The organism is Solihabitans fulvus, assembly GCF_008386585.1.
GTDB classification, from domain to species: Bacteria; Actinomycetota; Actinomycetes; order Mycobacteriales; family Pseudonocardiaceae; genus Solihabitans; species Solihabitans fulvus.
Genome location: NZ_VUOB01000033.1, coordinates 58114 through 83217, shown reverse-complemented (window position 1 = coordinate 83217; position 25104 = coordinate 58114). Strand labels below are relative to the sequence as shown.

Annotated in this window: 24 protein-coding genes; 6 read left to right on the top strand and 18 right to left on the bottom strand. The window is 71.1% G+C overall.

From position 1 onward, the window contains the following. Positions 1–47: 47 nt before the first annotated feature. From aroA to F0L68_RS19385, 3 genes are read left to right on the top strand one after another with little or no spacing between them, the layout of a single operon-like run. The gene (gene aroA, locus F0L68_RS19395; RefSeq protein ID WP_149851014.1) at positions 48–1343 is read left to right on the top strand and encodes a 3-phosphoshikimate 1-carboxyvinyltransferase; all 1296 of its coding nucleotides are present in this window, start codon (positions 48–50) and stop codon (positions 1341–1343) included. 1 nt (position 1344) lies between these two features. Then, entirely contained in the window at positions 1345–2358 is a 1014-nt protein-coding gene (rsgA, locus tag F0L68_RS19390) for a ribosome small subunit-dependent GTPase A (protein WP_149851013.1), read from the top strand. A gap of 58 nt (positions 2359–2416) precedes the next feature. Then, positions 2417–3328 carry an SCO4651 family lipoprotein gene (locus F0L68_RS19385; protein WP_149851012.1) on the top strand — a complete coding sequence of 304 codons (912 nt, stop codon included), beginning with the start codon at positions 2417–2419 and terminating at the stop codon, positions 3326–3328. A gap of 36 nt (positions 3329–3364) precedes the next feature. On the opposite strand, the gene pruA is transcribed toward F0L68_RS19385, so the two are convergent. After that, positions 3365–4993 (bottom strand): L-glutamate gamma-semialdehyde dehydrogenase, encoded by a 1629-nt coding sequence (gene pruA, locus F0L68_RS19380; RefSeq protein ID WP_149851011.1) that lies wholly within the window; start codon positions 4991–4993, stop codon positions 3365–3367. Positions 4994–5208: 215 nt separating this feature from the next. Here pruA and F0L68_RS19375 point away from each other — a divergent pair, with 215 nt between their 5' ends. Further along, on the top strand, positions 5209–5595 hold the full coding sequence (locus F0L68_RS19375) for a VOC family protein (RefSeq protein WP_149851010.1): 387 nt from the start codon (positions 5209–5211) through the stop codon (positions 5593–5595). An 89-nt stretch (positions 5596–5684) separates the two neighbouring features. Here the strand turns inward: F0L68_RS19375 and F0L68_RS19370 are convergent, their stop codons facing one another. From F0L68_RS19370 to F0L68_RS19360, 3 genes are read right to left on the bottom strand one after another with little or no spacing between them, the layout of a single operon-like run. Further along, the gene (locus F0L68_RS19370) at positions 5685–6188 is read right to left on the bottom strand and encodes a DUF6912 family protein (protein WP_149851009.1); all 504 of its coding nucleotides are present in this window, start codon (positions 6186–6188) and stop codon (positions 5685–5687) included. Positions 6189–6234: 46 nt separating this feature from the next. Beyond that, positions 6235–7638 carry a WS/DGAT/MGAT family O-acyltransferase gene (locus F0L68_RS19365; RefSeq protein ID WP_149851008.1) on the bottom strand — a complete coding sequence of 468 codons (1404 nt, stop codon included), beginning with the start codon at positions 7636–7638 and terminating at the stop codon, positions 6235–6237. A gap of 40 nt (positions 7639–7678) precedes the next feature. Then, positions 7679–8374 carry a phosphotransferase gene (locus F0L68_RS19360; RefSeq protein WP_223198950.1) on the bottom strand — a complete coding sequence of 232 codons (696 nt, stop codon included), beginning with the start codon at positions 8372–8374 and terminating at the stop codon, positions 7679–7681. Positions 8375–8864: 490 nt separating this feature from the next. On the opposite strand from F0L68_RS19360, the gene F0L68_RS19355 reads away from it, so the two are divergent. After that, entirely contained in the window at positions 8865–9620 is a 756-nt protein-coding gene (locus F0L68_RS19355; protein WP_149851006.1) for a TrmH family RNA methyltransferase, read from the top strand. Positions 9621–9754: 134 nt separating this feature from the next. On the opposite strand, the gene F0L68_RS19350 is transcribed toward F0L68_RS19355, so the two are convergent. Both F0L68_RS19350 and F0L68_RS19345 read right to left on the bottom strand, forming a co-directional pair. Beyond that, entirely contained in the window at positions 9755–10105 is a 351-nt protein-coding gene (locus F0L68_RS19350) for a hypothetical protein (protein WP_149851005.1), read from the bottom strand. A gap of 115 nt (positions 10106–10220) precedes the next feature. Then, positions 10221–10631 (bottom strand): HAD-IA family hydrolase, encoded by a 411-nt coding sequence (locus tag F0L68_RS19345; RefSeq protein WP_223198940.1) that lies wholly within the window; start codon positions 10629–10631, stop codon positions 10221–10223. Positions 10632–10759: 128 nt separating this feature from the next. On the opposite strand from F0L68_RS19345, the gene F0L68_RS42480 reads away from it, so the two are divergent. Next, on the top strand, positions 10760–11215 hold the full coding sequence (locus F0L68_RS42480; protein WP_188316678.1) for an Rv3235 family protein: 456 nt from the start codon (positions 10760–10762) through the stop codon (positions 11213–11215). A gap of 115 nt (positions 11216–11330) precedes the next feature. Here F0L68_RS42480 and F0L68_RS19335 read toward each other — a convergent pair whose 3' ends face one another. From F0L68_RS19335 to F0L68_RS19280, 12 genes are all read right to left on the bottom strand, one after another. Beyond that, positions 11331–11543, bottom strand: a complete 213-nt coding sequence (locus F0L68_RS19335; RefSeq protein ID WP_149851003.1) for a hypothetical protein — start codon at positions 11541–11543, stop codon at positions 11331–11333. 264 nt (positions 11544–11807) lie between these two features. After that, complete coding sequence (gene secA / locus F0L68_RS19330; protein ID WP_149851002.1) at positions 11808–14711, bottom strand: preprotein translocase subunit SecA; 2904 nt, start codon at positions 14709–14711, stop codon at positions 11808–11810. A 326-nt stretch (positions 14712–15037) separates the two neighbouring features. After that, positions 15038–15739 carry a ribosome hibernation-promoting factor, HPF/YfiA family gene (hpf, locus tag F0L68_RS19325; RefSeq protein WP_149851001.1) on the bottom strand — a complete coding sequence of 234 codons (702 nt, stop codon included), beginning with the start codon at positions 15737–15739 and terminating at the stop codon, positions 15038–15040. 433 nt (positions 15740–16172) lie between these two features. After that, a complete protein-coding gene (locus tag F0L68_RS19320) occupies positions 16173–16382 on the bottom strand; it encodes a hypothetical protein (RefSeq protein WP_149851000.1) in 210 nt (69 codons plus the stop codon). A gap of 281 nt (positions 16383–16663) precedes the next feature. After that, positions 16664–17335, bottom strand: a complete 672-nt coding sequence (locus F0L68_RS19315; RefSeq protein WP_188316677.1) for a ComF family protein — start codon at positions 17333–17335, stop codon at positions 16664–16666. Positions 17336–17415: 80 nt separating this feature from the next. Continuing rightward, positions 17416–19203 carry an LpqB family beta-propeller domain-containing protein gene (locus F0L68_RS19310; protein WP_149850999.1) on the bottom strand — a complete coding sequence of 596 codons (1788 nt, stop codon included), beginning with the start codon at positions 19201–19203 and terminating at the stop codon, positions 17416–17418. Next, positions 19200–20981, bottom strand: a complete 1782-nt coding sequence (gene mtrB / locus F0L68_RS19305) for an MtrAB system histidine kinase MtrB (RefSeq protein WP_149850998.1) — start codon at positions 20979–20981, stop codon at positions 19200–19202. The genes F0L68_RS19310 and mtrB overlap by 4 nt, the downstream gene beginning before the upstream one ends. 67 nt (positions 20982–21048) lie before the next feature. Beyond that, on the bottom strand, positions 21049–21726 hold the full coding sequence (gene mtrA, locus F0L68_RS19300; protein WP_149850997.1) for an MtrAB system response regulator MtrA: 678 nt from the start codon (positions 21724–21726) through the stop codon (positions 21049–21051). Between the two features lie 252 nt (positions 21727–21978). Further along, entirely contained in the window at positions 21979–22821 is an 843-nt protein-coding gene (locus tag F0L68_RS19295) for an SAM-dependent methyltransferase (RefSeq protein WP_149850996.1), read from the bottom strand. A gap of 67 nt (positions 22822–22888) precedes the next feature. After that, positions 22889–23566, bottom strand: coding sequence for a dTMP kinase (locus tag F0L68_RS19290; RefSeq protein ID WP_223198939.1), 678 nt, complete (start codon positions 23564–23566; stop codon positions 22889–22891). 163 nt (positions 23567–23729) lie between these two features. After that, positions 23730–24527, bottom strand: coding sequence for a hypothetical protein (locus F0L68_RS19285; RefSeq protein WP_149850994.1), 798 nt, complete (start codon positions 24525–24527; stop codon positions 23730–23732). Between the two features lie 7 nt (positions 24528–24534). Next, positions 24535–25080, bottom strand: a complete 546-nt coding sequence (locus F0L68_RS19280) for a papain-like cysteine protease family protein (RefSeq protein ID WP_438672297.1) — start codon at positions 25078–25080, stop codon at positions 24535–24537. Between the last annotated feature and the right edge of the window lie 24 nt (positions 25081–25104).

The window sequence follows — 25104 nt, the reverse complement described above, 5'->3', positions numbered from 1 at the left end:
CACCGGCCGATCCCTCATCGGCCGGCCGGGTGCGGGATCATCACCCCATGATGCAGCAGTGGCCGGCCCCGATCGCCGGCAACCCGGTGCGCGCGAGGGTGCCGGTCCCCGGTTCGAAGTCCATCACCAACAGGGCTCTGCTGTTGGCCGCGTTGGCGGACGGGCCGTCGACGTTGCACGCCCCGCTGCGCAGCAGGGACACCCTGCTGATGGCGGCGGCACTGCGCACGCTCGGCGCGGGCGTCACGGACCTGGCCGACGGCGGCTGGCTGGTCGAGCCCGCCCCGCTGCGCGGTCCCGCCGAGGTGGACTGCGGGCTGGCCGGCACGGTGATGCGCTTCCTGCCGCCCGCCGCCGCGCTCGCCGACGGGGAGCTGCGCTTCGACGGCGACCCGCAGGCCAGGGTGCGCCCCATGAACACCGTGCTGGACGCGCTGCGGGCGCTCGGCGCGGAGATCACCGGCGACGCGCTGCCCTTCACCCTGCACGGCGGGGGGCGGCTCGCCGGCGGCGCGGTGACCATCGACGCGTCGGCGTCCTCGCAGTTCGTCTCCGGGCTGCTGCTGTCGGGCGCGCGCTACGACAACGGCGTGACCGTGCACCACGACGGCAAGCCGGTGCCGTCGCTGCCGCACATCGAGATGACCGTGCAGATGCTGCGCGCCGCCGGGGTCTCGGTGGACGACTCCTCGGCCAACACCTGGCGTGTCGAGCCCGGCCCGGTGCGCGCCACCCGGTGGCGGGTGGAGCCGGATCTGTCCAACGCCACGCCGTTCCTGGCCGCGGCGGCGGCGACCGGCGGTCGCGTGACCGTGCCGCACTGGCCGACCGAGACCGACCAGGCCGGCGACGCGATCCGCGGCATCCTGGCCCAGCTTGGCTGCGCCGTGGAACTGACGGACGCGGGGCTGACGGTCACCGGCCCCGACCGACTGTCCGGTGTGGACATCGACCTGCACGACGTCGGCGAGCTGACGCCGACGGTGGCCGCGCTGGCGGTGCTGGCCGACGGGCCGACCTGGCTGCGCGGCATCGCGCACCTGCGCGGCCACGAGACGGACCGGCTGGCCGCGCTGGCCGCCGAGATCAACGGGCTCGGCGGCGACGCCGAGGAGATCGAGGACGGCCTGGTGATCAGGCCGCGACCGCTGCGCGGCGGCCCGTGGCGGGCCTACGCCGACCACCGAATGGCCACGGCGGGCGCGATCATCGGCCTCGTCGTGCCGGGGGTGGTGGTCGACGACGTCGGCAGCACCGCCAAGACGATCCCCGACTTCCCCGGCATGTGGGCGAGGATGCTGGACCCCGAGGTCCACAGTGGACACCGGGCGGAGGTGTCCTGAGATGAGCCCCCGGGACTGGCGGAAGCTGGACGAGTCCGATGTGCGGGTGCGGCCGGGGCGCGGTTCGCGACCGCGCAGCAAGCGCAGGCCGGAGCACGCGGACGCGGACGCCGCCATGGTCGTCGGGGTCGATCGGGGCCGCTGGACCTGCGCGCTGGCCGAGGACCCGACGCGGCTGGTGACCGCCATGCGGGCCAGGGAGATGGGCCGCACGCCGGTCGTGGTCGGCGACCGGGTCGGGTTGGTCGGCGACACCTCGGGGCAGCCGGACACGCTGGCCAGGATCGTGCGGGTGACCGAGCGCACCAGCGTGCTGCGCCGCACCGCCGACGACACCGACCCGTTCGAGCGGGTAGTGGTCGCCAACGCCGAGCAGCTGATCATCGTCACGGCGTTGGCGGATCCGCCGCCGCGCACCGGGTTCATCGACCGCTGTCTCGTCGCGTCCTACGCCGGCGGGCTCACGCCCGTGCTGTGCCTGACCAAGGCGGACCTCGCCAGCGCGGACGAGCTGCTGGCCGCCTACGCCGAGCTCGACCTCCAGGTGATCGTGACGCGGTTCGACCACGAGCCCGACGAGCTGCGCGAGCGCCTGGTGAACCGGCTGTCCGCGCTCGTCGGGCACTCCGGTGTCGGCAAGTCGACACTGGTGAACAAGCTGCTCCCGAACGCGCACCGGGCGATCGGCGCGGTGAGCGCCGTCGGCAAGGGGCGGCACACCTCGACGGCCGCGATCGCGCTGCCGCTGCCGGAGGGCGGCTGGGTGGTCGACACCCCCGGCATCCGCTCGTTCGGCCTCGCGCACATCACCCCGGACGACATCGTCGCGGCCTTTCCCGGAATGGCGGAGGCCGCCGAGGAGTGCCCGTCGGGCTGCGGGCACCTCGGCGCGCCGGAGGACCCGGACTGCAACCTGGACACGCTGGTCACGGAGGGCGGGGCGACCGAGGGCCGGCTGGCGTCGCTGCGCAGGCTGCTCGCGTCGCGTGCGGGCCTCGACGAGTATGCCGACTGACCTGACATAGACTTGGGCGTTTTGTCAGTTCACGGGTCATATTTCTGGGGGCAGTTCCATGCGTAGGACAGTCATCGCCGGGTTCGCGCTGTTCGCGGTGGCGGGCCTGGCCGGCTGCGGTTCGAGCACCACCGCCGGCAGCGCCACGGCCGGCAGCGCGAGCAACTCCGCGTCCAAGCAGTCGGGTTCCGAGGTGGCTTCCGCCGGGAACCAGGCCGGCGGCGCCATCCCGGCCAGGACGATCGCCGAGATCTCGACGCGCACCACCGAGATGCTCAGCACAAAGGGGAGCTACCGGCTCAAGGGCGCCGTCAACGTCGAGGTCCCCGGCAAGGGCGGCCAGAACGTCCAGATGGACGGCGCGGCCAAGCACTCCTCCTCCGGGATCTCCATGAGCCTGGATTACAAGACGTCCGGCGGCCCCGGCGGCCCCGGCGGCGACGAGTCGTTCGCCATGGCCTACCAGGCCGGCGTCCTCTACATGAAGCTGCCGCCCTCGGCGGGCGTGCCGGCCGACAAGCCGTGGGTCAAGATCAGCCAGGACGGCACCGATCCCCTCTCCAAGGTGCTTGCCCCGATGGCCAAGCAGATCGAGAAGTCGGCCGACCCCGCCGAGCAGCTCAAGTACCTCAAGTCCGGCGCGGCCACGATCACGCAGACCAGTGAGGAGAAGGTCGACGGGATCGCGACCCGCAAGTACACGATCAGCGTCGATCTCGCCAAGCTGGTCGATCTCACGGACGACGCGACGATGAAGGCCGGGATCAAGCAGCTCACGCAGGCCGGCGTCACGGAGCTGCCCTACGAGATGTGGCTGGACAAGGACGACCTGCCGGTGCAGTTCTCGATGGTCCAGGACATCGCCGGCAAGGCCAAGACCACAACCAAGATCACCTTTGCCGACTGGGGCAAGGACGTCACGGTCGCCATCCCGCCTGCCGACCAGATCGGCGAGCTGCCCACGAAGTGACCGAGTGATGTCTTGGAGGGTTCCTTCGGGACATGGTCAGCCCATGTGCGGATAGGTGTGGGTGGTCGGGGGGACGAACGTCTCCTTGACCGAGCGTGGGCTGATCCAGCGTTGCAGGTTGAAGATCGAGCCGGCCTTGTCGTTGGTGCCGGAACCGCGACTGCCGCCGAAGGGCTGCTGGCCGACGACCGCGCCGGTCGGCTTGTCGTTGACGTAGAAGTTGCCCGCGGCGAACCGCAGCGCGCGGTGCGCCTGCTCGACGGCCCGCCGCTCGGTGGCGAACACCGCGCCGGTCAGCGCGTACGGGGTCGAGGTGTCGACCAGGTCGAGCACCTTCGGGTAGTCCGCGTCGTCGTAGACGTGCACGGCGAGGATCGGGCCGAAGAACTCGGTGGTGAACACCTCGTGGTGCGGGTCGTCGCCGACCAGCACCGTCGGCTGCACGAAGTAGCCGACCCGGTCGTCGGCCACCCCGCCGACGAGGATGTCCACCTCGCGCTCGTTGCGCACCCGCTCGAACAGCTCGCTGTGCCGGCCGAAGGCCCGCCCGTCGATCACCGCCCCGCCGAAGTGCGCGAAGTCGGTGACGTCGCCGTAGGACAGCGAGCCGGTGACGTCGGCGAGCCGGTCCCGCACGCCGCCCTCCCACAGCGAGCGCGCCACGTAGGCCCGCGACGCCGCCGAGCACTTCTGGCCCTGGTACTCGAACGCCCCGCGCACCAGCGCGGTGACCAGCGGTTCGGGGTCCGCGGACGGGTGCGCGACGACGAAGTCCTTGCCGCCGGTCTCGCCGACGATCCTCGGGTAGGCGCGATAGTGGTCCAGGTGCTCGGCGATGGACCGCCACAGGTGTTTGAAGGTCCTGGTGGAGCCGGTGAAGTGCAGGCCGGCGAAGTCCCGGTCGGTCAGGGCGACCTCGCTGACCGCCGCGCCGTCCCCGGTGACCATGTTGACCACGCCGGGCGGCAGGCCAGCGGCCTCCAGCAGCCGCATGGTGACGTGCGCGGCGAGCTGCTGGGTCGGCGACGGCTTCCACACCACCGTGTTGCCCATCAGCGCGGGCGCCAACGGCAGGTTGCCGGCGATCGCGGTGAAGTTGAACGGCGTGATCGCCACGACGAAGCCGTCCAGCGGCCGGTGGTCGAACCGGTTCCAGATGCCGGGGCTGGACTCGGGCTGCTCGGCGAGCAGCCGCCTGGCGAAGTGCGTGTTGAAGCGCAGGAAGTCGATCAGCTCGCAGGCCGAGTCGATCTCCGCCTGCTGCACCGACTTCGACTGGCCGAGGATCGTGGCCGCGTTGAGGGTGTCCCGCCACGGCCCGGCCAGCAGGTCGGCCGCGCGCAGCAGCACGGCGGCCCGCTCGTCGAACGGCAGCTCCCGCCAGGCGGGGGCGGCGGTCTTGGCCGCCTGCACGGCCGCGCCGACGTCCTCGGCGGTGGCCTGCGCCGTCACACCGAGCACGTGGTGCCGGTCGTGCGGCTGGACCACCTGGACACGGTCGCCGCCCGCCATCCGCCGCGCGCCGCCGATGGTCATGTCGAGCTCGTGCTCGACGCCCTCCAGCTCGGCGATTCTGCTGGCCAGCGACGCCCGTTCCGCGCTGCCCGGCGCGTAGGAGCGGATTGGCTCGTTGACCGGATCAGGGACGGACGTGATGGCATCCACCGCGCTGCTCGCCTCCCTCGACGTGGAGTTCTCGGCAGCCTCATCGTGGCACGGTGCGGGAAATCCGGCCGATCAAGAGCCTCCCGTCGGTTGGGGGTCCGGTAGTAGGGTCGCCGCCTGTGACGGCTGCGTCGACCGGTGCCGGCTGGGTCGACCGACCGGTGACGGCTGTGTTCCCGACCGTCTGACGGCGACAGCCCTGGTGAGGAGTCGTGATGGCGCGGGTCACCGGAATCGGCGGGGTTTTCCTGCGTTCCAGGGATCCGGGCAAGCTGGCGTCCTGGTACCGGGACCATCTCGGGCTGGCCATGAGCGAGCACGGCACCGTGACGTTCCACTGGGCCGACTGCGCCACCGACGACCAGCCGGGCAGCACCACGCTGGCGCTGTTCCCGCAGGGCACCGAGTACCTCGGCGAGCCGGGCCAGAAGGCGATGCTGAACCTGCGCGTGGACGACCTGATCCAGCTGCTGGTCAGGCTGCGCGCCAGGGGCGTCGAGGTGCTGCCGCACACCGAGGACTCCGAGTACGGCAGGTTCGGCTGGTGTGTCGATCCCGAGGGCAACCGCGTGGAGCTGTGGGAGCCCGCCGACGGCATGTGACCGCCGACGGTCGGCAGGTGACCACTGCCGTTCGGCAGGCGACCGCCGACGGTCGGCAGGCCGGCTAGCTCGTGGTCCTTGGCGCGCCGCTACATCAGCTCAAGCAGGAACGGCAGTTCCTGGGCCGCGTACCAGGCGAGCTCGTGGTCCTCGGCGCTGCCCAGCACGAACTCGGCGTCCGGGTCGCCGAGGTCGGCGGCGTCGATCACCTCGGCCGCGGCGCGCACGGCGTCCTCGGCGTCGCTGGTGTCCATGTGCACGGCGGCGACCAGCTTCATCGGCACCGCTCCGGACAGCTTCACCACCGAGAAGTCCAGGTCGGGGCGCAGCGCGGCGTCCTCGACGTCCACCGAGACCACCGCCCGCCTCGGCGCGGCCTTCTCGTCGTTCTCCAGCTCGGCGGCCAGCAGCCGCAGCGAGGCGCGCGCCGCGTCCATCATGGCCGCGTACTCCAGCTCCTCGGTGTCGCCAGCGGCGTAGGACTCGCGCAGCGCCGGAGTGAGCGCGAACGCGGTGCGACCGACCGCGTGCAGCTCACCCGTGTCGACCAGCTCGCGCAGCATCGCCACAGTGACCGGGACGTAAACCCTCACGGTGCCATCACCAACCCCCTGTCGGGGATCAACCCCAACGTGAACCTCACCCGGACACCGTTCCGACCAGCTCGTCCACGGACTCCTCCACCATCCCGGCGAGGACGTCCACATCGGACATCGCGTCGCGGTCGGCGTTCAGGCCGTAGAAGACACCTCCATCGTACGAGGTCACGCCGATTGCCAGGGCCTGGCTCTTGGCCAGCGGCACCACCGGGAAGATCTCGGTCATCTTCGCCCCCGCCGCGTACAACGGCACCTGGGGGCCCGGCACGTTCGTGACCACCAGGTTGAAGATGCGTTTGGAGAAGGAGCTGGCGGCCCGCGCGCCGAGGGCGTGCAGGGTCGGCGGGGCGAACCCGGAGACGCGGACCAGCGCGTCGGCGGCCACCGACTGGCCGGACTCCTTGTGCGCGCGCATGGCGTGGCTGACGTGGTGCAGGCGGACCACCGGGTTGGGCTCGCCGACCGGGAGGTCGACCAGGTACGCGGCGACCCGGTTGATCGTGCCGACCGGCAGGCCCGCGGAGTCGGCGTCGCGCACCGACAGCGGCACCATGGCGCGGATGGTGGTCGAGGCGGTGACCGCCTCACCGCGCGAGAGCAGCCAGGTGCGCAGCGCGCCGGACAGGCTGGACAGGATCACGTCGTTCACGGTGCCGCCGTGCGTCCTGCGCACCGCGCGGTAGTCGTCCAGCTTCGTCCTGGCGACCGCGAAGCGGCGCTGCGGGGAGATCCGCACGTTCAGCGGGCTGCCCGGCGCGGGGCGGGCGGCGGTGCGCACGGCCGAGGCGACCCCGCCGATGGCGTCGGCGGTCTTGCGCACCGTTGCGACCGCGTCTTGGGCGGCCGAGCGGACGTTCTCCACCAGCTCGCCCGGCCGCTGCACGACCTCGGCGACCGCGTCGAGCACCAGCTGCGCCGGGCTCGGCGTCGGTCGCGGCATCCAGAGGTTCTCCGGCTGGGCGCGGGGCGTCGCGGAGACGTCGAGGATCACCTGGCCGATCTCGATCGCGCCGACGCCGTCCACGAGCGCCTGGTGCGTCTTGGTGATCACGGCGGTGCGATTGCGGGCGAGGCCCTCGACGAGGTAGGTCTCCCACAACGGCCGGGTGTGGTCGAGTGGGCGGGACATCAGGCGGGCGACGAGATCGTGCAGCTGGGCGTCGGTGCCCGGCTTGGGCAGCGCGGAGCGGCGCACGTGATAGGTGACGTCGAAGTCGGGGTCGTCCACCCAGACCGGGCGGGCTAACCGGCCGGGGACGTGCAGCACCTTCTGCCGGTACCTGGGGACGAGCGAGAGCCGCTGCTCGATCAGGTCGACGAGGCGGTCGTAGTCGAAGCCCGCCTTGGGCCTGCGGAACACCGCGACGCCGCCGACGTGCATCGGCGTCGTCGACTCCTCTAAGTACAGGAACGACGCGTCCAGCGCGGAGAGGCGGTCCGACATGCTCTTGATCCTGACACAGTCAGCTCTTGATCCGGCACAGTCAGGAGTGTTGGCGGCACCGCTCAAGCAGCCTGCGCACGGCGTCCTGCTCGGCCTGGTCGCGGTGGTGGCTGGCCAGCCGGATCTCGGCGGCGGCCGGCATCGCCTGGAGCACCGCGCGGTCCACCCCGGACAGGAACGACCGCACCAGCGTCCAGCGCACGGCGGTGCCGAGCGGCCGCAGCCTGCCGATCATCATCGCCAGCCAGCTCAGCGCGGCGTCGATCCTGCGGTCGCCGCGGGCCGCGTTGGCCCAGTCGACGACGACAGGGCCCTCCGGGCCTAGCACGACGTTGCCGGGGTGTAGGTCTAGGTGCAGTAGGCCGTTCTTGTTGCCGTTGGCGTTGTGGTTGGCATTGGCGTGCAAGGGAAGTTGGTCCGGCGGCGACACGGCGTCTAGGGCGCGGTGCAGGCGGGCGAGGTCGCGCCCGATCGCGGCGGCGCGCCACGGCCGTCGGTCGAGCTCCTCCGCCATGGTCGGCCCCGGCACGTACTCCATGACCAGCTCGGGACCGGAGCCGCCCGCGACGCGCGGCACGGGAATGTCGTGCGTGCGCAGATAGCGGAGCAGCTCAGCCTCCCGCTCCAGCGAGGCGCCGTCCCGACTGCGCTTCACCAGCAACCCGTCGGACCGGATGAAGGCGTCCGCGTCCTGGCCACTGGCTAGCAGATGGTGATCACACGCAACGCTGCGCATTCCCATGTGACGATCATCATGATGATCAGCTCTTGCGCAAGACCTGGCGCCGAACTACACCCATGCGAACCAATCCGGCTGGGTGTGTCGGCCGCCACAGTTGGGCCGCATGGCGGAGTGACATGGGTCACTTGAGTGCTTTGTGAGGTGTCTTGGGGGCGACGCTCTGGCGGTTTTTGGGTGGGGCGCTCGGGCCGTTTGATAGGTGAGGACGACGCTCTGGCCGGCGACTCGCTTCGCTCCCTGCCCGGTTTCTGGACTACCTGTGTTTTTGGGCCTCGCTCCGCTCGGCCGGCGAGTTCGCCTCAAGTCGGCCCCTTCGGCTTCTCGGGCGACTCCGCTTCGCTCCGTCGCCCTCCTGCGCCTCCAGGGGCCGACGGCGAACTCGCGCGCACCGCGCCGTCACGAAGTGAAGCAGGGGTCGACGGCGAACTCGCGCACCGCGCCGTCACAAAGCTTGGCCTGCCCCGCTCCGAAGTAGGCTCCTTGGGTGGAGATCTCACCCAAGGACCGCTTTGTCACCGTGTACGGGCGCAAGCCGGTGCTGGAGGCGCTGGACGATCCTGACCTCGCCGTGGACAAGGTTCTGTTGGCCGACAACGCCAGGGGGCCTGCGGCCAGGGAGATCCTGGAGGCGGCCGATCGGCGCGGGGTCGAGGTGCGCAGGGCGACCGCGCAGCGCGTGAAGGTGTTGGCCGGCAACGGCCGGCACGACCAGGGCGTGCTCGCCGACGTGGTCGCCCCGAGGATGCGCCCGCTCTCGGCCGCCCTCGACGAGGACGTGCCGCCACGCGGCGTCCTCCTGCTCGACGGCATCACCACGCCGGCGAACGTCGGGATGATCCTGCGCACCGCCACGGCGGCCGGCATCGACGGGATCGTGGTGCCCCGCAAGGGAGTCGCGAGCATCGACCCCATGGTCGTGAAGGCGTCCGCCGGGGTCGCGTTCCGCGCGCCAGTGCTGCGCTGCGGCACCGCAGGCGAGGCGGCGGCCACGCTCAGGGCGGCCGGCTACCCGCTCTTCGCGCTGGACGCCAACGCCCGCGAGTCGCTCTTCGAGGCCGACCTGCCGGAACGGGCGGCGTTCGTGCTCGGCAGCGAGACCGCCGGCGTCACCGACCCGGTCCGCGAGCACGTCAGCGGCTGGGTGTCGATCCCGATGTCGGCCGGCGTCGAGTCGCTGAACGTGGCCAGCGCCGCGGCCGTGCTGTGCTTCGAACTCGTGCGCAGGGGAACCGCCCGCTGACCCGAAAGAACACGGACACGAGCCAGGCCGGGTACGCCACGCCCCGCGTGACGGACCCGGCCCGTGCATCGACCTGACCCAATCTCATCGGGAGCGACCGCGAGTCGCTGGCCGCCTCCGAGAATTCGACGGAATTAGCTCCAGTCCACGTGGTAGTCAATCATTCGCGCGGAGCCCAGCAGCACTCCACGGCATTCGGCCGACGAAGGACCAAAACCGGTCGACGCGAGGTTCCCATATGCCGTCCACTCGGTCAGTCCGGAGACGCAGCGCGCCACGACGCGGTAGTACGGGGTGGGCCCGTACCCGCAGGTCATCGAGACTCCCTCCCCGTTGAACAGCAGGTACTGCGAGGGTGCGCACTGCGGATAGCCGGGCGGGTAGACAGGGTAGTTCTGCTGATCGGCGGACGCCTCAGTACCGCTGGCGAAAAGGAACAATGGAGCGGCCAGCGCAGCCGCGACACCGGCGACAAGCTTTCGCATGGAAACCCCTTCTATTGCGAATACCAGCGTCACCGAGCGTACGTAGTGATCGATTCACCGGCAATTCACCGGGCAGGTGAAAGGTCATTGCAGGGGGTCAGCACAACGCCCTTCATCACCCTTTGAGGGGTACCGCGAATAGTGTTTCCAGCTCTTCGAGGGTGATCTCGACGGACCGATGGTGCACGCCGACCATGCCGGCGGCGGCGGCGCCCCGGACGTTCACGGCCAGATCATCGACGAAGACACACTCTTCCGGGTGAAGCCCGAGGCGATCGGCGGTCAGCAGGTAGATCTGTCGGTCCGGCTTGGCGAACTCGGTCTCGCCGGACAGCACCATCACGTCGAACAGGTCCGCCCACGCCGGCCGGGGAGCTCCGCGACCGTCCGCATTGGACAGCAGCGCCGTGCGCAGTCCGTGCCGCCGGGCCGCCCGCAGCGCGCCGAACAGCGGCGGCTCGTCGGAGACCTCGTCGCCGCGATCGGTCAACACACCGCCGTAGTCCATGATCAGGGCGCGCAGCACGGTAAAAAGCTACGGCATCGCCCCGCCAAGGCATCACTAGATGGGGTGAGATCGGTACGCGTGGGGCGGGCGGCGCGCTCGGTATCCAGCCGGCTCCGATCGGGTCGGCCGTACCGAGGAGCCCACCGATGCTGCGACCACTGCGGACCTACGAGCCGCCGACCACCCACCACCGGCCCACGCGCACCGCCCCGCGCCCAACCCTCGTCACTGTGCTGCCACCGGACGAGCCCGAGGCCCCGCCCCCGCTCACCGGCCCGATCGCCTGGCGCCTGCTCTCGGCCGTGCTGGAGACGCTGGACGGCCGACGCACCATGCCCCAGTTGAGGGGCCTGGTGGCCGACTCGGTGCACGACGCGATCCGCCGCGAGGTGCACGGCCACGGGCATGGCCACTGTGTCCGGACCGAGGATCGACAGATCTGGCGGCTGCACCGAGTGCGCGCCTGCCATCCTGCGCCGGGCGTGGTCGAGCTGGCGGGCACGGCAGGCCGAGGCAGGCGCATCAGAGCGCTGGCGGCCCGCGCCGAACAACGCGGCACGAGGTGGATCTGCACCGAGTTCGCGATCGTGGGTGATGGGTAGGCCGGGCCCGACGGGGCCGGCGAGCCGGGTGAGCCGGGTGAGCCGGGTGAGCCGGGTGAGCCGGGTGAGCCGGGTGAGTGCGTGCGGCGGTCGGCCACGAGTGGACGGCAGTCGGCTACGCGGGCACGGCAGCCAGCCACGTGCGCGCGGCGGTCGCCAAATTGCGGACGGCAGTCGTCCACGAGCCCACGGCAGTCAGCTCCGCGCGCACGGCAGCCAGCCACGCGGGCACGGCGGTCGGCCGCGAGTGGGCGGCAGCCGGCCGCGAGTGGATGCGGTCGACCACGAGCACGCGGCAGTCAGCTCCGCGCACCTGGCAGCCAGCCATGCGCGCACGGCGGTCGGCCACGAGTAGGCGGCAGCCAGCCACGAGTGGAGGGCGGTCGGCTACGCGGGCACGGCGGTCGGCCAGGCGCACGGCAGTCGCCCGCGCGCGGACGATGGCCGGGTCCGCGCGGGCGGCGGACGGCCACGCGCGCACGGCAGTCGGCCACGCGCGGGTGGCGGGCGGGTTCGTGTGGGCGGTGGTTGGGTTTGCATATGGCGACGGCCCAGCGCCACTGGGCGCTGGGCCGTCACCTTGAACTTGACGTTAGCGGGGGCGCTTCTTGTCGGCCTTGGCCTGCGCTCGCTCGGCTGCGCGGCGTGCCTTGCGGGTGCCGCCCTGCTGGCCGCCGTCCTCGTCCTCGCCGTCCCGCGACGCGACCCCGCCGTCCTCGTTCGGGCCGCTGTAGGTGAGCTTCTGCTGCCGGTGCTCGTCGAGCCCCTTACCCCGCAGGGCCGGCGGGATCGCGGTGCCGGTCGACAGCTGCGCGATGGCCGGGCCGGGCGACGCGAGCGGCTCGTCGTCGGCCTGGTTGGCCGCGGCCTCGGCCGCCACCTGCTGCGCCCGCGACCTGCTGCCGCCCTTGGCCGGCTTCTTCGTGCCGGCCGGCGCTGCGTTGCCGCTCAACGCGGGCGGGATCTGGACCGGCGGCTGCTGCGGGGCCTGCTCGACGGGCTCGGCAGGCTCGACCGGGAGGTTGAACAGGAATCCGATCGACTCCTCCTTCAACGCCTCCAGCATGCCGTTGAACATGACGAAGCCCTCGCGCTGGTACTCGATCAGCGGGTCGCGCTGCGCCATCGCCCGCAGCCCGATGCCCTCCTTGAGGTAGTCCATCTCGTAGAGGTGCTCGCGCCACTTGCGGTCCAGCACCTCCAGCACGACCCGGCGCTCCAGCTCGCGCATCGCGCCTTCGCCGATCCGGCCGTCGATGTCGGCCTCGCGCCTCGCGTACGCCTCGAACGCGTCAGCGACGACCGCTTCCTTCAGCGACTCCCTGGTGACGTCCTCGTCACCCTCGACCAGGCTCTGCCACCGCAGCGTCGGCGGGTACAGCGTCTTCAACGCCGTCCACAGCTGGTCGAAGTCCCAGTCCTCCGCGTACCCGTCGGCGGTCGCACCATCGACGTACGCGCCGACCACGCTGTCGATCATGTGCTCGATCTGCGGGTACAGATCCTCGCCCTTGAGCACCCGGCGGCGCTCGGCGTAGATCACCTTGCGCTGCTGGTTCATCACCTCGTCGTACTTGAGGACGTTCTTGCGGATCTCGAAGTTCTGGCTCTCGACCTGGGTCTGCGCGCTGCGGATCGCCCTGGTCACCATCTTGTGCTCGATCGGCACGTCCTCGGGCACCCGCAGCCGGTTCATCACGGCCTCGACCATCGCGGCGTTGAACCGCCGCATCAGCTCGTCGCCGAGCGACAGGTAGAACCGCGACTCACCGGGGTCACCCTGTCGACCGGACCGGCCGCGGAGCTGGTTGTCGATCCGGCGGGACTCGTGCCGCTCGGTGCCGAGCACGTACAGACCACCGGCCTCGCGCACCTCCTCGGCCTCGGCCTTGAGCTCGGCCTCCAGCTGCTCGAGCAGCTCCTGCCACGCGGCGTTGTACTCGTCGGCGTCCTCGACCGGGTCGAGCCCGCGCTCGCGCAGCTCGTGGTCGACGATGATGTCCGGGTTGCCACCCAGCACGATGTCGGTGCCTCGGCCGGCCATGTTGGTGGCCACCGTGACGGCGCCCTTGCGGCCGGCGTTCGCGATGATCAGCGCCTCCCGCTCGTGGTGCTTGGCGTTCAGCACCTCGTGCGGGACTCCCTTGCGCACCAACAGCTTCGACAGGTACTCGGACCGCTCGACGCTGGTGGTGCCGATCAGCACCGGCTGGCCCTTCTCGTGCCGTTCGAGGATGTCCTCGGCGACGGCCTCGAACTTGGCCTCCTCGGTCTTGTAGACCAGGTCGGCCTCGTCCTTGCGCTGCATCGGCCGGTTCGTGGGAATGGGCACCACGCCCAGCTTGTAGGTCTGGTGGAACTCCGCCGCCTCGGTCTCGGCGGTACCGGTCATGCCGCCGAGCTTGCCGTAGAGCCGGAAGTAGTTCTGGAGCGTGATCGTGGCCAGCGTCTGGTTCTCGGCCTTGATCTCGACGCCTTCCTTGGCCTCGATCGCCTGGTGCATGCCCTCGTTGTACCGCCGACCGGACAGCACGCGGCCGGTGAACTCGTCGACGATCAGGACCTCGCCGCTGCGGACGATGTAGTCCTTGTCCTTGGCGTAGAGCTCCTTGGCCTTCAACGCGTTGTTGAGGTAGCCGACCAGCGGGGTGTTCGCGGCCTCGTAGAGGTTGTCGATGCCGAGCTGGTCCTCGACGAAGGCAACGCCGACCTCGCTGATGCCGACGGTGCGCTTGCGCTCGTCGACCTCGTAGTGCGTGTCCTTCTTCATCATCGGCGAGAGCCTGGCGAACTCCTGGTACCAGCGGGAGGACTGGTCGGCAGGGCCGGAGATGATCAGCGGCGTCCTGGCCTCGTCGATCAGGATCGAGTCGACCTCGTCGACGATGCCGAAGTTGTGGCCGCGCTGCACGCAGTCGTTCAGGTTCCACGCCATGTTGTCGCGCAGGTAGTCGAACCCGAACTCGTTGTTGGTGCCGTAGGTGATGTCCGCGTTGTAGGCGGCCCGCCGCTGCTCGGGCGTCATGTCGGAGAGGATCACGCCGACGGACACGCCGAGGAAGCGGTGGATGCGGCCCATCCACTCCGCGTCGCGCTTGGCCAGGTAGTCGTTCGTCGTGATGACGTGGACGCCCTTGCCGGAGATGGCGTTGAGATAGGCGGGCAGCACACAGGTGAGCGTCTTGCCCTCACCGGTCCGCATCTCGGAGATCTGCCCGAGGTGCAGGGCCGCGCCGCCCATCAGCTGGACGTCGAAGTGCCGCTGGCCGAGGGTGCGCTTGGCGCCCTCCCTGGCGACGGCGAACGCGTCGGGCAACAGCTCGTCGAGCGACTCGCCGTCCTGGTACCGCTTGCGGAAGTCGTCCGTCTTGGCCCGCAGTTCGGCGTCGGACAGGTCGAGGAGGTCGTCTTCGAGCGTGTTGATGTGCGCTGCGATGTTGCGCAGGCGCTTGAGCATCTTGCCCTCGCCAGCGCGGAGCAGTCGGGACAGCACCATCCGGTCGACCTCACTACCTGATCGCGACGCGCCCGGGATGGGCGCCTTTCGGGGCGGCCGCAGCGGGGTGCCACGGCCGCACTCTGTATCCCATCGTAGGCAAGTCCGCCAGGTGTGCGCACAGACACAGGTGGGAAGCGTGCTCGCGGACGCCTCGACGGCGCCCGATGGGCGTTCTGGCGGCGGGACGTGAGCGTCTCGACGACGTTTCGACTGGCCTCGCCGGGGGCATGACCTGGGAGCGACCGGGCGCAGAACGCCGCCGACCCAGCGCATAGGGTGCGCTGGGTCGGCGGGTGGCGTCGTTGGCTCTGCACGCCTCGGCGTCAGGCCAACCTGATCACGCCGTAGTCAAATCCCTTCCGCCGGTAGACCACGCTCGGCCGCCCCGAGTCGGAGCAGGCGAACAGGTAGAAGTCGTGTCCGACCAGTTCCATCTCGTAGAGGGCCTGGTCGACGGTCATCGGCTTGGCTGGGTGTTCCTTTTCCCGCACGATGCGGCCGGGCTGGTAGTCGTCGAGCCCGTCGTCCCACCGCTGCTCCGGCACCTCGGATGTGCCGTCGTATTCGCCGTCAGCCGACTCCGGGGCGGCTTCCAGCAGCGCGGTCCGCGCGAACTGCTGGCCCTGCGCCTGCCCGTTGAGGTCGTCGGAAACGGCCACCATCTCGCCAAGCCCGTTGACGGCGGTCGCCTCGGCAACCGAGATCGTGCCGCGCCGTCCGTAGTGCACGCGCCGCCTGTCATGCATCCGGCGGAGTCTGTTCTCGAGCTTGCTGACCGCAGTGTCGAGTGCTGCATAGAAGTCGCCGGCACACGCCTCGGCGCGCACGACGGGGCCTCGCCCCTTGCCGGTGATCTCGACGCGCTGGCAGTTCTTGGACTGCCTGCGGTTCGGCTCGTGGAAGAGCTCCACGTCAAAGCGAATGACCTTGCGGTCGTATCGCTCAAGCCGGGAAAGTTTGTCCTCGACGTGCACCCGGTAGTGCTCGGGCACCTCGACGTTACGGCCCTTCACCACGATGTCCATACACGACCTCCCTCGCGTTCTGCGAGTAATGATGTGGATCACTGCGGCGCCGGTGTCATGAACGGTTCTCGCGACAGTCGCTGAGGGTGGTCCTCAGCGCACATCCGGCGCCAGGGTCATGGGCTGTTCGCCTCCTCCCCGCGTGCCGGGAACGCTGATAGGGGTGCACGCTAGCTCGGCTTTCGCTCCGGCAACAGACCCCGAGCCGGGGGAAATCACCCCGATACGAGTAGTGACGGTGTGCAACCGGCAACCGCCGTCCGGCTGACCCCGCGCGACACGCGCGTCCGAGCGCCACATCGAGGGCTGGACTGTTCGACGCAGCGGCGTGCCTGCGTCCGGCCGTAGCGTCGCTACGTCGAACGGGCTCAACACGTGCGTCATACCCGGCCAACGGCCGAGCCGGACGGGAGGTTCCCGTGCAGGTTGGGGTTCACCGCCGGTCCGCGACCGAGTCGATAGGTTCACTCATCTGAGTGATATGAGAGGAATGCGCCACGCCGTGTGCGGCCTCGGACGGGCCAGTCGAGAACATCGGCAGCTGCGCCGACCCGAACAGCAGGATGCCGGCCAGCCCAAGCCCGACTGCCGGACCGAAGCCGACCAGCCTGTCCAGCAGCGACGACGTCAACCAACGGCTCACGCGAACCTCTCCCATCCCGTCATGGCCCTCACACGGTGCCCCAGCGGGCCAACTCGATCAATTAACCGGACGTGTGACTGCGTCTCGCCCGTACGAGGGTTGACACTCCGGCGCGCGCGCAAACCGGCCACTCGGATCTTCCGTCCCCCGGACGAAGGACCACTCGGCCCCTCGGCCGAGAATGGGGCCGTGACCTGCGCGGACGACGGCGCGGCCGCGATCCCGTTCGACTCTCACGGACTGGGACGGGCCGCTCACCCGCCCCACGAGCGGGCCGGGTGTTAGCCGCCCGCCACCGTCAACGCCAGCACCGCGGTCACCTCGACACCGGCGGCGGCCAGCACCCGGCAGCAGGCCGCCGCCGTCGCGCCCGTCGTGATCACGTCGTCGAGCAGCACCACCGGCGTCGCCTCGACCGGCAGCCCCTCGGTCCTCGGCCGGACCCGGCCCGCCAGGTTCGCCCGCCGGCCCGCCGCGTCCAGCCCGACCGAGTCCCGTGCCCCGAGGGCCAGCCGCAGCGCGGGCGCCACCGCGGCGGGGCGACCCCGGTCCGCCAGCCGCGCGGCCGCGCCAGCCGCGAGCCTGCGCATGTGCTCGCCACCGCGCTGCCTGGCCGCCGACCGACGCGACGGCGCCGGCACCAGCCACCACGTGCCGTCGGTCGAGGGCCGCGCGCCGGGCAACCACGGCAGCATGTCGGCGACGACGCCGCCGAGCGTGCCGGCCAGCTCCCGCCTGCCGCGTTCCTTGTAGGCCAGCACCAGTTCGCGGGCGGCGCCCCGGTACTCGGCGAGCGCGTACACCGGCGGCCCGGCGGCCAGGACCGACCGCCGCACGTCAAGGGGCCCGCCGAACTCGGCTCGGCAGGCCAGGCAGCACGTCACGTCCGGCGCGGCGCAGCCGGCACAGCGTCGGGGCAGCACGAGGTCGAGCACACCGGCCACAATGGACATACCGGCACCCTGCCGCACGGCACCGACAGCCCGGCGCCATGATCGACCGGATCGGCCGACCGTCACCCGATCAGGCGACGCTAGCCGGGGTAGAAGGCGATCTGGTTCGGGCCGGAGAACGTCGGGTTCGCCCGCCAGACCTCGCCGATGTCGGTGGCCTGCCACATGCTGGTGCGGTCAACGGCGATGACCGGCCGGCTCGGGGCCGCCGCCAGCGAGGTGATCGGCACCGTCAGGTTGGACGTGTTGAACCGGTCGACCTGGAAGCCGTCGACGAACACCTTGACCACCGGCTGCGAGGACGAGGTGGTCGCCACCACCACGGCCTCCTGCGACGGCCAGTCCACCGCCGTCACCGTGCTGCCGAGGCTGGTCTGCTGCAACACCCTCGCCGACTTGATGCTCGCGGAGTCCTGGGCCCGCGCCACCGAGCCGACGACCAGCCTGCCGCCGATCACCGCGGCCACCCTGGTGCCGTCCCTGGACAGCCGCAGGTCGGTGATCGGGCCGTAGCGTTGCACGTAGCTGGTCAGCTCGCCAGCATTCACCGGGCGGGTCGACGTGGTGTCGCCGTTGACGAGCACCTGCACGACGTCCGAGTGGTCGACCACGGTCCACACCTCGGCACCCGGCCCACCTGGCGTGGCGCTCGGCATCCAGGTCGGCCTGGTCAGGTCGCCCGGCGGCAGCTGGTCCACCTCGCGCAGCTGCTGGTCGGCCTTGCCGACCCGCAGCTTGACACCCTGCGCGGTCTTGCTGACCACGGCGAGCTCCGAGCCGTCCAGCGACTGGGCCGCGGTCTGCACGTCGTACTCCGTGGTGCCGGCAGGCCCCTTTACCGGGCTGCCGTCCTTGAGCGACCTGACCTGCCCGCCGGACACGACCATGCCGCGCAGCTCCGCGTTGGGCGTGGTCTGCGGGTCGTCGGTGGTGATGTCCTCCGGCCGCCAGAACTTGTGGTCGGCGAACAGGTCGACACCGTCGGACTGCACCTTGATGCGGCTGGTGGTGACGCTGGCCAGCGACCGGACGACCTGGGCGACGACCTGCCGCTTGGTCTGGTCGGTGAGGTCGGGCAGCTGGCTGAGGTCGACCAGGAGCGAGCCGTCGTCCGCGGGCGCCACGGCGGTGTAGACCTTCACCTTGCTGCCGAGGGCGTTGCGCAGCGCCGACTTCATCCCGTCGGACGGGCCCTTGAGCAGCGCGTCGATCACCCGCGCCTGCACCCCGCCGCTGGAGCCCGCCGAGGCCACCCAGCGCAGGTCGGGCACCAGGATGGTCTGGTCCTGGTTGTAGAAGTAGACGGCGACCTGCGTGTAGTTGGTGCGGAAGCCGGCCTCGGTGACGAAGACACCTGGCGGCGCGTCGGCGATGCGCCACTGCCCGTCGTCCTGCCGCTCCAGGTGCAGAGTCGCCTCGACGTCGGAGGGAATCCTCGGCACGAAGGCGTTGTCGGAGGCGCTGAGCTGGCCGACGTTCTTGCCGCGCAGCGTGACGACGCGCTGCTTGTCCAGGTCGGGCTGGTCCTTCGCGGTCGGGTTCGGCACGGTCTGAAACGTGTCGTCGATGATCGTCACGGTGGCCGTGGTGTCCCACGCCTTCTGCGCGGACTTGGTCAGGTAGGGCATGGCGGCGGCGTACCCGCGGTCGGGGTTGGCCGTGGCCTCGACGAACTGCCGCACCAGGTTCTGCGGGTCGAGGTCGCGCGGCGGCGGGGCGGCCGGCTGCGCCTGTTCGGACGCGCGCGCGTCGCCTGCCGGCTTGGCGGGCGACTCGGTCGGGATGGCCGCGCAGCCGACCAGCGGCAGCAGCGCACACAGCAGGACGAGCGGCAGCCTGGCCCCGCGCAGGGAGAATCGTCGACTCATCGCAGGCTTTCCTCCGGCTTGCTCGGCTCGGCCGCGGTCGCGCGCGGCGGCTCGGCGCCGGTGACCGGCTCGGCGGGCTGCCAGGTCAGCTCCTCGGCGCGCAGCTCGACGACCTCGGGCTCCTGCTGCTCCTCGGCCAGCGCCGACTCGTCCGGCTCGACGGCGTCCTCAGGAGCCAGCGGCAGCGGGCTGCCGACCAGGACGTGGCCCTGCCGGCGCGGCAGCGTCAGCCGGAAGCAGGCGCCCTGGCCTGGCGCGCCCCACGCCTCCAGCCAGCCGCCGTGCAGCCTGGCGTCCTCCACGCTGATGGACAGCCCGAGCCCGGTGCCGCCGGTGCGGCGATTGCGGGACGGGTCGGCCCGCCAGAACCGGTTGAAGACCAGGTCGGCCTCGCCGGGACGCAGGCCGACGCCGTGGTCGCGCACGGTCACCGCGACCGCGTCCTCGTCGCCAAGCACGGTCAGTTCGACGGGCAGCCCGTCGCCGTGGTCGACCGCGTTGGCCAGCAGATTGCGCAGGATGCGCTCAACCCGCCGCGCGTCGAGTTCGGCGGCGACCTCCTCGTCGGGCATGTGCAGCTCGATCACCGTGCCGGTGCCGCCAGCGATGGCCCGCACCGAGTCGTGCGCCCGCCGCGCCACGATGCGCACGTCGGCCAGGTCGGCGGACAGCTCCTCGACGCCCGCGTCCAGCCTGCTGATCTCCAGCAGGTCGCCGAGCAGCGACTCGAACCGGTCCAGCTCGTCGACCAGCAGCTCGGTGGAGCGGGCCAGCCCGCCGGGGAACTGCTCCCGCGACGCGTGCAGCACGTCGGCGGCCATCCGCACGGTGGTCAGCGGGGTGCGCAGCTCGTGCGAGACGTCGGAGGTGAACCGGCGCTGCAACTGGCCGAACTCCTCGAGCTGGTGAATCTGCTCCTGGATGCTCTCGGCCATCTCGTTGTAGGACTGGGCGAGCCTGGCCACGTCGTCCTCGCCGACCACGGGCATCCGCTCGTCGAGGCTGCCGTCGGCGAACCGCTCGGCGACCTCGGCGGCCTGCCGGACCGGCCGGACGACCTGCCTGGTCACCAGGTTGGCGATGCCGGCGAGCAGCAACAGCAGCACGATGCCGCCGACCACCAGCGTGCTCTGCACCACGTCGATGGTGTTGCGCTCGGTGGTCAGCGGGAACAGCAGGTAGAGCTGCATGGCCCTGGGGCTGCCGCTCACCGAGACGCCGGCGATGAGGAAGGTGGTCGGCCCCGAGTCGCGCTGCCGGGTGGTGATCTGGGTGCCCGGCGTGCCGTTCTGCACCAGCTGCCGCAGGCCCTGCGGCACGTCGTCGTAGGGGCCGACGGAGGTCGGCCTGCCGTCCGCGCCGACCGCGAAGCCGTCGGCGAGCACCGACTCGAAGGCGCCCGCGACGGAACCGCTGGTGTCGGCACCGTTGGCGGTGCTGGTGAGCTTGTTCAGCGCGCTGGAGAACCGGCTCTTGAGGCTGTCCACGCCCGGGTTGACCCCGACCAGCTCGCGCTGCACGACCGACGCGCTCGACTCGGCCTGCCGGACGGCCTCGGTGGTCTTGGTCTCCAGCAGGCGGTCGGTGATCTGCGTCTGGAGGACCATGCCGAGCACGAACACCACGGCCGAGGACAGCGCGAGCGTGCTGACCACGACCCGCAGTTGCAGCGACCGGCGCCACATCTCGCCGAAGGCGACCCAACGACGACGCGCCTCACGGATCGCGCGATAGATCGCGCGCACCGCGAGGCGCCCCAGTCGGGTGTGGACTCTCATGCAGTCCGATCCTGGTCGTACAACGTCACGGAGACAGTACTGCCCAGTGTCGGTTGCCGAGCAATCGTCACGGAGGGCCGGCCTTGTACCCGACGCCTCGGACGGTCAGGACGACCTCGGGGTGCTCGGGATCGCGCTCGACCTTCGAGCGCAGCCGCTGCACGTGCACGTTGACCAGCCGGGTGTCCGCCGCGTGCCGGTAGCCCCAGACCTGCTCGAGCAGGACCTCGCGGGTGAACACCTGCCTCGGCTTGCGGGCGAGCGCCACGAGCAGGTCGAACTCCAGCGGAGTCAGCTGGATCGCCCCGCCCTCGCGCAGCACCTCGTGGCCGGGCACGTCGATGGTGAGATCGCCGATGGCGAGCATCTCGGCGGGCTCCGCCTCGGTGCGCCGCAGCCGCGCCCGGATGCGGGCGACCAGCTCCTTCGGCTTGAACGGCTTGACCACGTAGTCGTCCGCGCCGGACTCCAGCCCGAGCACGATGTCCACGGTGTCGCTCTTGGCCGTGAGCATCACGATCGGCACCCCGGACTCGGAGCGGATCGCCTTGCACACGTCGATGCCGTTCATGCCGGGCAGCATGAGGTCGAGCAGCACCAGGTCGGGCTTGAGCTCCCGCAGCGCCGGCAGCGCGCGGGCACCGTCGGCGACCACGGCGGTGTCGAACCCCTCGCCCCGCAGGACGATGGTCAGCATCTCCGCGAGGGCGGGGTCGTCGTCCACCACGAGAACGCGTGCCTTCATGCCGAACATCGTCGCACTGTTCATGGAACGTTCGCGCACCGCCCGGTGATCATCGCTGCTGGTCGCCGGCCGAGCCCAGTCAGTAGTCGTCCGCCGTAGTCGTTCCACCTGGCCACCTCGCCCCGTCAAGGTCTCCGAACGCGACGGGTGACGGCCAACACAGCCAACCCTTCTCGTCGCGAGGAGTCGTCAGCGAATTATCCGTGCTCGACCTCGGTTTGTTACCGAGCGTATAGCCGAACATCCGACGACTCACTCTGGTGGCGTAAACACCGCGCTCGCCAGCCAGATCCGCGCGTCGCCGACCAGCGCCGGATCGACGACCCTCGGCACCGGGCGGGTGTGCTCCCGCGCCAGGTCCACCTGGTCGGTGACCTCGGCCTGCCAGCCGCGCCGGCCGAGCCACGCGACCGGGTCCTCGACGGAGGAGGCGGCCAGCGCGTCCAGCTCGGCGAAGCGGTCGTGCACCGGGCGCATCTGCGGCAGCGCGCGGAACGCCGGGTTGAAGTGCTCGATGGCGATGGTGCTGCCCACGCAGGACAGGTCGCTGATCCGGTCGAGCAGGAGGTCGTTCGCCTCGTTCGACAGGAACATCAACAGGCCCTCGACCAGCCAGGCCGTCGGCCGATCGGGGTCGAAGCCCGCGGCGAGCAGCGCGGCGGGCCAGTCGTCGGTGAGGTCGACCGGCACGACGATGCGGCGCGAGTTCGGCCGCGCGCCCGCGTCGGCGAGCACCTCGTCCTTGAACGCGAGCAGGTCGGGCAGGTCCAGCTCGAACACGCGCACGTCGTGCGGCCAGTCCATCCGGTACGCCCTGGTGTCCAGGCCGGAGGCGAGCAGCACGACCTGCGCGCAACCGCCCGCGCACGCCTTGCGCAGGTAGTCGTCGAAGTAGCGGGTGCGCAGCACGAAGTGCTCGCCGGCAAGGTCGAGCACGCCGGCCAGGTCCGGTGTCCCGCCGACCGCCTCGGCCAGCGGCCCGGCCAGCGGGTCCGTGAACAGGCGGTCCGCGCGCGCGTGCTCGCCGGCTCGCGCCTGGGCGATGAGCGTTGCGGTCCGGCTTACTCCGGCGGGGGGCCGGCGTTCGTCAGGCATCGACGCTCTCCTTCGGGTCCACTCTCCCCCCTGGGCAGCGACTACCCTAAGACAGCATCTTCACTCTTTAGTGACTCTGTGAGGCGTTACCGTTCAACGTTCGGTGACCGGTCAGTGTCTCGGCGAGGTCGCCAAGATCGAGAACGGTGGATCCGTCCAGCACGTGCCACGGCGCGAGCCAGCCGCGCTCGGCGAGCCCGTCGTAGACCTCGCCGCAGCGTCGTTGCAGGTCGGCGTCTGACTCGAAGTTGTCCCTGACCCGCTCGGCATCGGCGCGCTCGCGCCGCGCGGCTCGGTCGGCGGCCAGCTCGGTCGGCACCCGCAGCAGCAGGTGCGCGTCCGGCGTCGGCACCCCGAACCGGACGATCTCCAGCTCGCGGATCCAGGCCACGAACTCGCCGTCGGCGTCCTGGCGCAGCCGCGCGGCGCCGTAGGCGGCGTTCGAGGCGACGTAGCGGTCGAGCAGCACGACGTCGTGCCGGTCGAGGTCGGCGCGCAGCGAGTCGGCGGCGGCCCGCCGGTCCAGCGCGTACAGCACCGCCATCCCGTGCACCGAGTCGCCGAGGTCGCCAAGCCGGCCGTGCAGGGCGTCACGCACGAGTTCGGCGTGCACGTCCTCCTCGTACCGAGGGAACGCCCGGCTCGTCACCGACGCGCCGCGCGCCTGGAGTTCCTTGGTCAGCGCCCCGGCGAGGGTGCGCTTGCCGGCACCGTCCAGGCCCTCGATCACGAGCAGTTTTCCCACCCGGCAAACCCTACGGGTCGCCGCGTCCGCCCCGGTCCTGACCCGCCCTGCCCCGGTCCGACACACCAGAACCCGGACGCGCCCCAGGGCCCGGTGCATGCTCCGGGTCCTGGGGCGCGCTGGGCTCACGGCGCCTCGGCGACGCGAGCCCGGCCGACCCGACTCACCTGCGCAGAGCCGGGCGGAGCAGTGCCGTGGCGGCGCCGGCGACCAGCAGGCCGCCGCCGAGCAGCAGGAACGGCAGCCACGCAGGGGCGCCTGCCGGCTGACCCGGCGAGGTCGGCGCGTCACGGCCGGACAGGACGTCGAAGCCGCCCGCCCTGCCCTGCCGCGCGTAGGCCGAACCCGGCTGCTTGTCCGCGTACCGGTCGGCAACGGCCCGCTGGTAGTCGGCGAGGCCGTACACCGTGCCGGTCGCCACGCCCGGCACATCCAGCACCCGAACCACACCGCCAGACACCGCGTACCAGGCGTCGATCTGCGGCTCGTGCAGCAGGAACGACCCGGCCGGCAGCGCGCCGGCGAAGGAGAACTCACGGTCTCCCGACGCGATGTTGACCACCTGCCACGAGCCGGCCTGCCGCGCGGTCCACAGCGTCGCCGTCGCGCCGTCGCCGGTGCGCGCCGGCACCGCGACGTAGGCGAGATCGCCGATCGGCGCGCCGGCCACCCCCGCCACGAAGTCCTTGCCCAGCTGGTAAACCGGCAGCGTCTGGCCGCCGACCGACGCGGTCTGGCCCTGCGCCGCATTGGCCCTGGCCGCCGCGCCCGGGTAGTGCACGCCGGCCAACTGCTGCTGGACCTGAGGTGTGCCGACCGCCGCCCGCACGGCCTGAAGTTCCTGCGCCGTCGGCTGTCCCGCCGGCGTCGACGGGTCGGCCGAGGCCGCGCCAGCGCCACCGAGGACGGCGGCGAGGCCGATCGCGGTGATCGCCACCGCGCGCAGCACGGTACGGATCATGACGCGCTCACCCCCTGATCCCGGTGAGCGTGTGCGTCCACGAGAACGACCCGTTGCTCACGTAGTAGTTGTAGGACATGGTGTTGTAGCGCTGGTTGGACGGCCACGGGTCGCCGTAGGAGACCGTGCCGGCGTTCGCGTCGTAGCCGTAGAGCACGTGCATGTGCCCGCCGCCGGAGTTCCACTGGATGCGGGTCTCCAGCGGCTGGTTGGCGGAGACCTGGTTCTGCACCGTGCCGAAGCTGACGGTGTTCCAGACGTAGTCCCCGGTGTAGCTGAAACCGAGCTGGGAGAAGGCGTTCTGGACGTCGTCCAGCGTGCCCTGCCAGTTCGGGCAGTCGTAGCTGGTGCTGCGGTTCTTGGCGTAGGCGCAGAAGTCGTTCTGGGACACCGAGTAGTTCCAGTACGCCGCGATGGTGTTGCCGGACGCGGCCCAGCACCACTGGTTCTTCTGCTGGGCCTGCATGGTGATGTAGTCGTGGTAGGAGGACGGCACCGAGGCGGCGAGCGCCCCGGGCTGTTGGGCGGCCGTCGCCGGGGCCTGGACGAGCATCCAGGTGCCGAGCACGACCGACAT

What these genes read in the sequence shown, in the direction of transcription:
- mtrA (WP_149850997.1), bottom strand. Translation starts at nt 21,726, where the DNA reads ATGAAGGCACGCGTTCTCGTGGTGGACGACGACCCCGCCCTCGCGGAG.
- F0L68_RS19360 (WP_223198950.1), bottom strand. Translation starts at nt 8,374, where the DNA reads ATGCGCAGCGTTGCGTGTGATCACCATCTGCTAGCCAGTGGCCAGGAC.
- F0L68_RS19350 (WP_149851005.1), bottom strand. Translation starts at nt 10,105, where the DNA reads ATGCGAAAGCTTGTCGCCGGTGTCGCGGCTGCGCTGGCCGCTCCATTG.
- F0L68_RS19365 (WP_149851008.1), bottom strand. Translation starts at nt 7,638, where the DNA reads ATGTCGGACCGCCTCTCCGCGCTGGACGCGTCGTTCCTGTACTTAGAG.
- aroA (WP_149851014.1), top strand. Translation starts at nt 48, where the DNA reads ATGATGCAGCAGTGGCCGGCCCCGATCGCCGGCAACCCGGTGCGCGCG.
- F0L68_RS42480 (WP_188316678.1), top strand. Translation starts at nt 10,760, where the DNA reads ATGCTGCGACCACTGCGGACCTACGAGCCGCCGACCACCCACCACCGG.
- secA (WP_149851002.1), bottom strand. Translation starts at nt 14,711, where the DNA reads ATGGTGCTGTCCCGACTGCTCCGCGCTGGCGAGGGCAAGATGCTCAAG.
- hpf (WP_149851001.1), bottom strand. Translation starts at nt 15,739, where the DNA reads ATGGACATCGTGGTGAAGGGCCGTAACGTCGAGGTGCCCGAGCACTAC.
- F0L68_RS19335 (WP_149851003.1), bottom strand. Translation starts at nt 11,543, where the DNA reads ATGGCTGGCTGCCAGGTGCGCGGAGCTGACTGCCGCGTGCTCGTGGTC.
- F0L68_RS19280 (WP_438672297.1), bottom strand. Translation starts at nt 25,080, where the DNA reads ATGCTCGTCCAGGCCCCGGCGACGGCCGCCCAACAGCCCGGGGCGCTC.
- F0L68_RS19385 (WP_149851012.1), top strand. Translation starts at nt 2,417, where the DNA reads ATGCGTAGGACAGTCATCGCCGGGTTCGCGCTGTTCGCGGTGGCGGGC.
- F0L68_RS19295 (WP_149850996.1), bottom strand. Translation starts at nt 22,821, where the DNA reads ATGCCTGACGAACGCCGGCCCCCCGCCGGAGTAAGCCGGACCGCAACG.
- F0L68_RS19315 (WP_188316677.1), bottom strand. Translation starts at nt 17,335, where the DNA reads ATGTCCATTGTGGCCGGTGTGCTCGACCTCGTGCTGCCCCGACGCTGT.
- rsgA (WP_149851013.1), top strand. Translation starts at nt 1,345, where the DNA reads ATGAGCCCCCGGGACTGGCGGAAGCTGGACGAGTCCGATGTGCGGGTG.
- mtrB (WP_149850998.1), bottom strand. Translation starts at nt 20,981, where the DNA reads ATGAGAGTCCACACCCGACTGGGGCGCCTCGCGGTGCGCGCGATCTAT.
- F0L68_RS19310 (WP_149850999.1), bottom strand. Translation starts at nt 19,203, where the DNA reads ATGAGTCGACGATTCTCCCTGCGCGGGGCCAGGCTGCCGCTCGTCCTG.
- F0L68_RS19375 (WP_149851010.1), top strand. Translation starts at nt 5,209, where the DNA reads ATGGCGCGGGTCACCGGAATCGGCGGGGTTTTCCTGCGTTCCAGGGAT.
- F0L68_RS19285 (WP_149850994.1), bottom strand. Translation starts at nt 24,527, where the DNA reads ATGATCCGTACCGTGCTGCGCGCGGTGGCGATCACCGCGATCGGCCTC.